This window comes from Halorhodospira sp. 9621, assembly GCF_022228055.1.
GTDB classification, from domain to species: Bacteria; Pseudomonadota; Gammaproteobacteria; order Nitrococcales; family Halorhodospiraceae; genus Halorhodospira; species Halorhodospira halophila_A.
Map to the genome: position 1 here is coordinate 19,369 of NZ_JAJNRD010000029.1, position 8,647 is coordinate 28,015.

The 8,647-nt window shown below is 69.0% G+C and carries 4 protein-coding genes and 1 pseudogene; all 5 read left to right on the top strand.

Features of this window, described 5'->3' with window-relative positions; translation table 11 throughout:
• Positions 1-11: 11 nt before the first annotated feature.
• Positions 12-1,205: pseudogene (locus LRF89_RS11270) on the top strand (DUF6361 family protein); the annotation flags it as partial.
• 31 nt (positions 1,206-1,236) lie between these two features.
• Positions 1,237-3,027: a phospholipase D family protein gene (locus LRF89_RS11275; protein ID WP_238637147.1), complete on the top strand. Its 1,791-nt coding sequence runs from the start codon at positions 1,237-1,239 to the stop codon at positions 3,025-3,027.
• A complete protein-coding gene (locus tag LRF89_RS13540) occupies positions 3,024-6,164 on the top strand; it encodes a helicase-related protein (RefSeq protein WP_274522148.1) in 3,141 nt (1,046 codons plus the stop codon). The genes LRF89_RS11275 and LRF89_RS13540 overlap by 4 nt, the downstream gene beginning before the upstream one ends.
• 261 nt (positions 6,165-6,425) lie before the next feature.
• The gene (locus LRF89_RS13655) at positions 6,426-7,187 is read left to right on the top strand and encodes a DUF2726 domain-containing protein (RefSeq protein ID WP_443134965.1); all 762 of its coding nucleotides are present in this window, start codon (positions 6,426-6,428) and stop codon (positions 7,185-7,187) included.
• Between the two features lie 694 nt (positions 7,188-7,881).
• Positions 7,882-8,409: a type 1 glutamine amidotransferase domain-containing protein gene (locus tag LRF89_RS11290; RefSeq protein ID WP_201173588.1), complete on the top strand. Its 528-nt coding sequence runs from the start codon at positions 7,882-7,884 to the stop codon at positions 8,407-8,409.
• The last annotated feature ends 238 nt before the right edge of the window (positions 8,410-8,647 follow it).

The following is an 8,647-nucleotide window of genomic DNA, read 5'->3' on the forward strand; positions in this document are numbered from 1 at the left end:
AAGGACGCCATATGACCGCTACCCCCGCCTCCCTCACCTGGCTCGACCTCACCGCCTCGGACCGCGACAACGTCCGCCGCGTGCTCGACGTCTTCGAGGAGCAGGGCACCATCGACGAGCTCGGGCTCGGGGCGGTCCGGGAGTTCTTCTCGGACACGCTGTTCCCGGGCACCTCCACGCTGCACGCCCGCCTGCGCTACGTGCTCTTCATCCCCTGGCTCTATCGGCGCCTTGAGGCGCGGTATCGGCAGGTCCAGGACATCGACGCCGAGGCGCGCGAGCTAGAGATTCGCGTCATCGAGGCGCTCCTCAGCGGCGGCGAGGAGGAGGGCGTCATCGGCGCGGAGGCGCGCGAGCGGCTGTCGCGGCTGCCGAGCCAGGCGTACTGGAGCGCCCTGGTGCGCTGGGGCCTTTTCGGCCCGCGCCAGAGCCAGGGGTGGTACCACCGGCACTTCAAGCGCCTCGCCGCGGGGCTCCGCTCGGCCCGCCCGGACGACGCCGGCGAGCTAGAGGCACCGGAGCGTACCTGGCATCCGCAGCTACCGGGGCCTCCGGAGGGGCTCCTGGAGACGGCGACCTTCGCGCTCACTGCCGAGGAGGCCGGGTTCCTGCGCGACCGCATGGAGTCCGCGGTCCCGGGCAGCCTGCTGGCCCACCTGGTGCGCGAGGGCTCCACGGCGCTGGGCGATGCGCGGTGGCTGTGGGAGGTCCCCGAGGTCGGGCAGGCGCCCGGGTCGCTGCGCGAGCTGGTGGCGATGGCCCGACGCTTCTCCCTGCACATGGAGGGCGCGCCGCTGCTCTACAACCTCTATCTCGCCGAGCTCCGCCGGGAGCGCCACGGCGACCCGCAAGGGGTCGACGCCGGGCACATCGAGCGCTACCGCGAGGCGCTGGCGCGCCGGGCGGAGGCGGAGGAGCGGGAAGACCCCTTCGATCCGGAGGCGCTGTGGCAGCTGGGCGCCCGGCACGGGGCGGCGTTCAAGGAGCCGCTCAAGCGCTTCGTCGCCGCCTGGTCCGAGGGGCTCAACCGCCACGGGGCCGCGGCGGTGGCGGACAGCGGGCCGCTCCGCGACCTCGTGGCCCAGCGTGAGCGGGCGCTGAAGGGTGCCCGCGCCCGCGTCGTCAATGCCAACCGCCTGGATCAGTGGCGGGGCGGCGCCGGCGTCGGCCGGCTCGACTTCCGCTGGCCCAACGTCCGCCGCCTGCTGGCGGACCTGCAGAGGGGCTGGGGCGCTGATGCTCTCGCCCGATGCCCGCCAGGTGGCCACCGAGGTCCTGCGCCCGCCCGCCGGCTACACCCTGGACCGCACGGTGCTGACCAGCTACAGCCTGGACCTGGAGGTGGTCCTGGCGCTGCCGCTGGCCGTGCTGGCGCAGTCCGACCGGGGCGTGGAGGAGCTGCTGGAGGATCCGCTGCTGCTCCTCGAGGCGCTGCGCGAGGCCTCCGGCCGGGTGCAGGTCTTCGTCGACGCGTCCGGCATCGCCCTGCCACGGGTGCAGCGCGAGCTCTACGCCGCCCTGGAGGCCAGCGTCCACCCGGTGCGCGCCCCGGGCCAGGGCGTCTTCCACCCCAAGGTGTGGGTGGCGCGTTTCACCGGGGAGCAGGACGGCCGGGTCCTGCTGCGTGTCGCCGTCGCCTCCCGCAACCTCACCTTCGACCGCTCCTGGGACGTCGCCCTGGTCAGCGAGGCCGAGCCGGGGGCGGAGGCCGAGCCGGGCTCGGAGCCCCTCGCTGCGTTGGTCCGCGATCTGCCAGGGCTGGCGGTCCAGCCGCTCGCGCGCCCGCTGACGGAGGGCCAGGCGAGCCTCGCCGAGGAGCTGGGCCGCACCCGCTTCCCGGCGCCGGAGGGCTTTGATGGCGCCATCAACTTCCATGTCCTCGGCCTCGGGGGCCCGGGTGGGGCGCCGTGGCGGCCGGTCACCGAGGCCGACCGCGTGCTCGCCGTAGCGCCGTTCGTGGACCGGCATGGCCTCCACACCCTGGCGGCGAGCGGCTCCGGCTCACTGGCCCTGATCGGCCGCGACGAGGCCCTGGACGCGCTGCCCGAGGGCACCCTGGCGCCTTGGGAGGACGTCCAGGTCCTCCAGGAGACGGCCCTGGAGGAGCCGCAGGAGGACACAGGCCGCCGGCCCGCCGGGCTCCACGCCAAGCTCATCGCCGCCGAGCGTGGCGGCCGCGCCCACTGGTGGGTCGGCTCCGCGAACCTCACCCACGCCGCCCTCAGCGGCCGCAATGTCGAGGTCCTGGCCAGCCTGGCCGGGGAGGCCGGCTCCGCCGAGGCCGAGCACGGCGTGGGCATCGACCGCTTCCGCGCGGGCCTCGACAAGCTCTGCACCCCGTACGAGCCCGGGGAGGCGCCGGCGGACGGCGAGGCCGAGGCGCGACGGGCCCTGGAGCGTGCCCGGGATGAGCTGCTCCAGGCGGACCTGGCGGTCCACTGCGAGGCCTATGGTTCTGAGTGGCGCTGGCGGTTGGCCGGGGAGCTGCCCGAGCCAGAGGGTGTGGCCATCGACCTCTGGCCGGTCACGCTGCCCTTGGAGCAGGCCCGCACCTGGCCCGCGGAGCCGGCGTGGACCCTGCCGCTGGAGCGGCTGACCGCCTTCGTCGCCTTCCGGCTGCGGGGCGAAGAGGGCGCCGATCCGGTCACCGGGGTGGCCAAGCTCCCGGCCCACGGCCTGCCGGAGGAGCGTATGCGCCGCATCCTGCGCACCGTGATCAACACCCCGGAGCGCCTCCTCGCCTTCCTCCGCGCCCTGCTCGGCGGCCTGGACGAGCTCATGGAGGGGGTCGGGGAGGGCGCTACGGCGGATCCCGATTCCCTGGGGCGGGGCCGGGCGCTGGAGGCGGAGACCCTGCTGGAGGATCTGCTGCGCACCGCGGCCCGGGATCCGGAGCGGCTGGACGTCGTCCGGCACGTGATCACCGACCTGATGGCGGACGAGGAGGGCCGCGCGGTGGTGCCGGAGCAGGTCCGGGCCATCTGGCGGGCCGTGGATGAGGCGCTGCAGGGGGAGGCCCGGCGATGACCCGCCCGGATCCGGAGGCCATCATCGCGCCCCTCAAGACCTTCCAGCGCCGCACCGTGGAGCACGCCTTCCAGCGGCTGTTCACGGCGCCGGACAGCACCCACCGCTTCCTCGTCGCCGACGAGGTGGGCCTGGGCAAGACGCTGGTGGCGCGCGGCATCGTCGCCCGGGCCCTGGATCATCTGTGGGACCGGCAGGAGCGCATCGATGTCCTCTACATTTGCAGCAACCAGAACATCGGCCGCTCCAATCTCCCCAAGCTCCAGGTGACCGGCGAGGCCGAGGACGCCCAGGCCCGGCCCACGCGGCTGACCATGCTCGCCACCGAGCTGGCCGGCGGTGCGCAGGGCGGGGGGCTGGCGGCCCGCAAGGTCAACTTCATCAGCTTCACGCCGGGGACGTCCTTCAACATGGGCGATGCCGCCGGCAAGGCGGAGGAGCGCAAGGTCCTCTTCCAGCTCCTCGACCGGCTGGTGGCGCGGCGGGAGGGGCTGATGAACCTGCTCCAGGGCTGGATCCAGGATGCGGGGCGCTGGCGGGGGATGCTGGCGGAGCCGCTGCCGCTGGAGCCGGAGATCACCCGGCGCTTCCAGGAGCGCCTGAGGGAGGATCCGGCGCTGCTCGGCGAGCTGGAGGCGGCCATCGAGCGCTGGTTCCTGCAGGCGCTCGACGCCTATCCGCAGGAGGCGCGCCAGGCCCGCAACCGCCTCATCGGGCGCCTGCGCTACCGCCTGGCGGAGGTCTGCATCGAGGCCCTGGAGCCGGACCTGGTCATCCTCGACGAGTTCCAGCGCTTCAAGGACCTGGTCAACCAGGACGAGGCCGGCCGCTCGCAGGCCACCGCGCTCGCCTGGCGGCTGCTGCAGACGCGCCAGGCCTCCGGCCGGCCGGTGCGGACCCTGCTCCTGTCGGCCACGCCGTACAAGTTCTACACCCGCGATCCGGAGGCGGAGGGCGAGGACCACTACGCCGACTTCCTGGCCACCACGCGCTTCCTCCTCGACTACGACGAGCGGCGCGTGGTGGCGCTCCGGGAGGCGCTGGGCCGGTTCAGCACCGAGCTGCGCCGCGCCGCCGCCGGTCAGGGCCACGATGTGCCCAGCGCCCGAGCGGCCGTGGAGGGGCATCTGAAGGCGATCATGGCGCGCACCGAGCGGGTGGCCGGCAGCGCCGACGCCGATGCCATGATCGCCTCCTCCGGTGGCGGACAGCTGGAGATCCAGCCTGTGGACGTTCGCCAGTATCTGGCCGCCGAGGCCTGGTTCCGCTCCGCCGGGGCGCGCGATCCCATGACCTACTGGAAGGCGGCCCCCTACCTGCCGCATTTCATGCAGGGCTACCAGGTCAACGAGCAGGTCCGGACCGCCCAGGACCAGGACCCGGAGGCGCTCCGGGAGGTGCTGGCGCGGTACGCCGACGCCTTCCTCGACCGCGAGGACCTGCGCTCCTGGGAGCAGCTGGACCCGGGTCACGCCAAGCTGAGGGAGGTGGTCCGGGAGCAGCTGGATACCGGGCTCTGGCGGCTGCTGTGGATGCCTCCCTCCCTGCCGTACTGGCCGCTGGACGGACCCTTCGCGGGGCAGGAGGAGCGGACCAAGACGCTGCTCTTCTCGGCCTGGCACTTCGTTCCCGATGTGGTCAGCGCCGTGCTCAGCTACGAGGCGGAGCGGCGGATGCTCACCGGGCAGAGCACCGCTTACGAGGACCAGCCCAAGGAGCTACTGCAGCTGCCGGCGAAGGAGGAGATCCGGCGCCGCCACCGGCTGCTGTTGCTGCTGCTGCCTAGCACGCGGCTGGCAGACGCGGTGCACCCGCTCTCTGCGCTGGCGGGCCGGGATGCACGAGCGTGGGCGCGGGAACGGGTCGCGGAGTTGCTGGCCGAGGTGGCGGACGTGGGGGATCCGGAGGCGCCGGAGGATCCCCGCTGGCAGTACATGGCGCCGCTGCTCCTCGATCCGGGGCTGCGGGCGTTCCTGGAGCACTGGCGCTCGGCCCGGGCGGACGACGTGGCGCGGCCCAAGGCGGAGAGCTTCCCCGACTACCTCGAGGACCTGCTGACGCTCGATACCGCCTCGCTGGGCCGCCAGCCGGAGGGCCTGGTGGACCTGGTCACGGACCTGGCGCTCGGCGCCCCGGGAGTGGTGGCGGCCCGGACGCTAGGCAGCGCCGGGCTGGACGACGTCACCCGCCGCGCCCTGGCGGCCCGGATCGCCATGGCGTTCTGGCGTCTGTTCAACCGGCCCCCGGTCATCGGGCTGCTGCATCAGCTCTACGGCCGCGGGGGCGGTGAGGAGGGTGGCGCCTACTGGCGGCGCGTGATGCAGTACGCCGTGGCCGGCAACCTCCAGGCGGTCCTGGACGAGGCCTGGCACTTGGCCTGGGAGCAGCACGGCTGGGCCGAGGGCGCCTCGGCGGAGGCGGTGGCCCGCAGCTGTGCCGAGGAGCTCGCCGCCCATATCGAGCCGCGTCCGTCGCGCGTTCACGTCCAGTTCCCGGAGTGCGATGGCCGGGGCGGCGTGGCCTGGTCGGAGCTGCGCATCCGCACCGTCTTCGCCCAGCGCTTCGGCGACCAGCGCACCGAGCAGGGGCGGCTCAGTCAGGACGAGGTCCGGGCCGCCTTCAACAGCCCCTTCCGCCCCTTCGTGCTCACCAGCACCTCCATCGGCCAAGAGGGATTGGACTTTCACCCCTGGTGCCACCGGCTGGTGCACTGGAATTTGCCGAGCAACCCGGTGGACCTGGAGCAGCGTGAGGGCCGCATCCACCGCTACAAGGGCCACGCCGTGCGCCGCAACGTCGCGGCGCGCTTCCGCGAACAGGCCTTGGAAGGCTGGGCGCCCGGCCGGGACCTGTGGGTGTTGCTCTTCGCCGTCGCGGACCAGAGGGCCCGGGAGGATGCCGCCGACGACTTGGTGCCGTACTGGATCGCGCCCGGTCCTTATCGGATTCAGCGTCGCGTGCCGACCCTCCCTTACACGAGGGAGGTGGCCGCCTTCGAGCGCCTCAAGCACCAGCTGGCCACGTACCGCCTCGCCTTCGGCCAGCCGCGCCAGGAGGAACTGTTGGTCTTACTGGGGCAGGCGGAGATAAGTCGGGAAGAGCTGGAGCGCTGGACGGTTCGTTTGCGGCCCAGCTGAATCTCGGTAGACCGCGCAGGAATTGCTTAATCACGCCCGGCCGCACACACAGAATCTGTCGATACCACTTTTAGAGGTCATGTGATGAGTCAAGTCTTCTCGAGAGAGAAAATCGAACGAGTATTAGAAAACCGAATCACGGAAGCTCTTTCGGTCCTCGCAGATCCTGCTCAGAGCTCCTTAAATGACCTAAGCATCCGCAAATACCCATGCCGAGTGACTCGGGTGTAAGACGTAGGGGTGGAGCGAAAGGGAATCAGTATGGAGTGGTTTTTGTTTGTTGCTGCGCTCGCGGTGTTGGTTTCCGCGGTAGCCGTATGGTTGAGGTCTCAGGGCGGGCCAAGAGGTGGTGGAGTCGGCTTTCCGTACACCAAAGCATCAGCGCTGTTCTCACCAGCAGAGCGGTCGTTCCTCGGCGTTCTGGACCAAGCTGTCGGGAACGAGTACCGGATCTTCGGGAAGGTACGGGTGGCCGATATCATCAACGTGCGGTCCATGGCTGATCGCAAGGCATGGCAGCGGGCCTTTAATAAGATCAGTAGCAAGCACTTTGACTTTGTCTTATGCGCCAGGGACGACCTTTCGGTAGTTGCGGTCGTCGAGCTTGACGACAAGTCGCACCAAAAAAGTAGACGGGGAGCCCGAGACCATTTTCTGGCGGAGGTTTGTGAGGCGGTGTCACTCCCAATGATCCAAGTTCCGGCGAAGCATGCCTACAGCGTTGAAGGCCTTCGTATGCAACTGGCGTCTCTGCCGGAATTTTCGGCGGCGAAGCAGGCAGAGCCTGCCGGTCAGAGGCAAGCGGACCGGAGTCTGGAAACGGAGCATCAATCCCCTGGAGCCGGGGGCGACGATCAAGAGGCTGCAGGCGCAGTATCCCAGCACGCGGAGTCACCGCCATGTCCGCAATGCGGGGCACGGATGGTGAGGAGGGAGGCGAGGAGTGGGGCGAATGCAGGCAAAGCCTTTTGGGGTTGCAGCTTGTTCCCCAAGTGCAGGGGAACGGCCGAGATTGGCGTTTGATACCAGCATGCAGCGGACGGCGCTTTGCGGTGTCCCTGAGCCCGAGCGATAGGAATTGAAAGAAAATGAACCCAAATGAGTCCTGGATCAACGACTGGCGATGCGGAGTTGCCCCAGCCAAGGAACGTGATTTATCGCGCGATCTCTTGAGGATCTTTCAAGGTTTTTGGGAGTGGTCTGATCTTGATAATAAGTCTAAAACTGCCCGGCAGCGTTACAGAAATTCGCTACACGGGCTCGGTGGATGGGTTGTCAAAAAGGCTGTAGAAGAGGGGTTCGAAAAAAGTGCGCTTCAGATGTTGGTTGACGCAACGTCCGGAGGTGAGGGGCCATTGATTCATTGGGATAGAGAGGAGTGGCAAAAGGAAATGGACACAGTCTGTCGGAAACTTAGAAAATTCCTTTTGTCTCAGTGCTGAGGAATGGTTCATTCGGATGCGGTTCCCGATGGATGTCCGACTCACCCTCCGGGTCAGCGTCCAGAGCACCGGATAGGCCGGAGGCTTTACCGGTGTCGGCCCGAAGCCGTCGGTCATCATCACCAGCAGCGCCGTGGGCGGTGTGTCCTGGAGGTGCTCGAAGGGAGCGCGCAGGGTAGATCGCGCCCCATGCGCTTCTGCCCTAGCCGGAGCGGGTTGTCTGGTGCCCAAGGGGCGGGTTGGCATGTCGCCAATGAACCGCGCAGGAGGCTCCCATGACGCATCACGCGAGCGGCCATGCCCTGATCCTTGTTGATACGGACTACGAGGATCTCGAACTCCAGTACCCGAAGTACCGCCTCATTGAGGCGGGCCTGGGGGTAACGGTTGCCGGGCCCAGGGCTGGGGAGCGTTATCTTGGCAAGCATGGCTATCCGCAGACCGCCGATATCGAGTTGTCGAATGCCGACCCGGGGCAATTCGATGTGCTGGTCATCCCCGGAGGTTGGGCACCCGACAAGCTGCGCCGGTCCGAGATCGTCAGAGCGCTGACGGCTCGCATGTCGGAGGCTGGCAAAGTGGTCGCTTCAATCTGCCACGGACCGTGGGTGACTATCTCGGCGGGCGTGGTGGCGGGGCGAACCTATACCAGCTCACCGGCCTTAATCGATGACTTGCGCAACGCAGGGGCCCACTGGGTCGATCAGGAGGTGGCCGTGGATGGGGGGCACATCAGCAGTCGCCGGCCGGACGACCTGCCCGCGTTCTGTGCTGCTTTACTGAGGGTCGTCGAGGGGCGATAGCACGGTGGCCCGGTGACCTGCGCCGTGGTTCATTGGGCACATCCTGTATTGATCAGGAATCGGACCGGTCCGGTTGACAACCGCGCCGAGTGCAGTAACTGGACGGCGCGCTTCTGCACAAGCGAGCCAGAAAGCCTTTATAACCCTCTGATCAGTGGAGGTATGTTCATAAGGTTCTGATTTGTCGAAGTTTTGCCGCTGGCCAAAGTTTGCCCAAACGACCTCAAAGACGCTTGGC

Bases quoted from the DNA above. Each gene is read 5' to 3' on its own strand.
- LRF89_RS11275 (WP_238637147.1), top strand. From the start codon at position 1,237: ATGCTCTCGCCCGATGCCCGCCAGGTGGCCACCGAGGTCCTGCGCCCG.
- LRF89_RS13540 (WP_274522148.1), top strand. From the start codon at position 3,024: ATGACCCGCCCGGATCCGGAGGCCATCATCGCGCCCCTCAAGACCTTC.
- LRF89_RS13655 (WP_443134965.1), top strand. From the start codon at position 6,426: ATGGAGTGGTTTTTGTTTGTTGCTGCGCTCGCGGTGTTGGTTTCCGCG.
- LRF89_RS11290 (WP_201173588.1), top strand. From the start codon at position 7,882: ATGACGCATCACGCGAGCGGCCATGCCCTGATCCTTGTTGATACGGAC.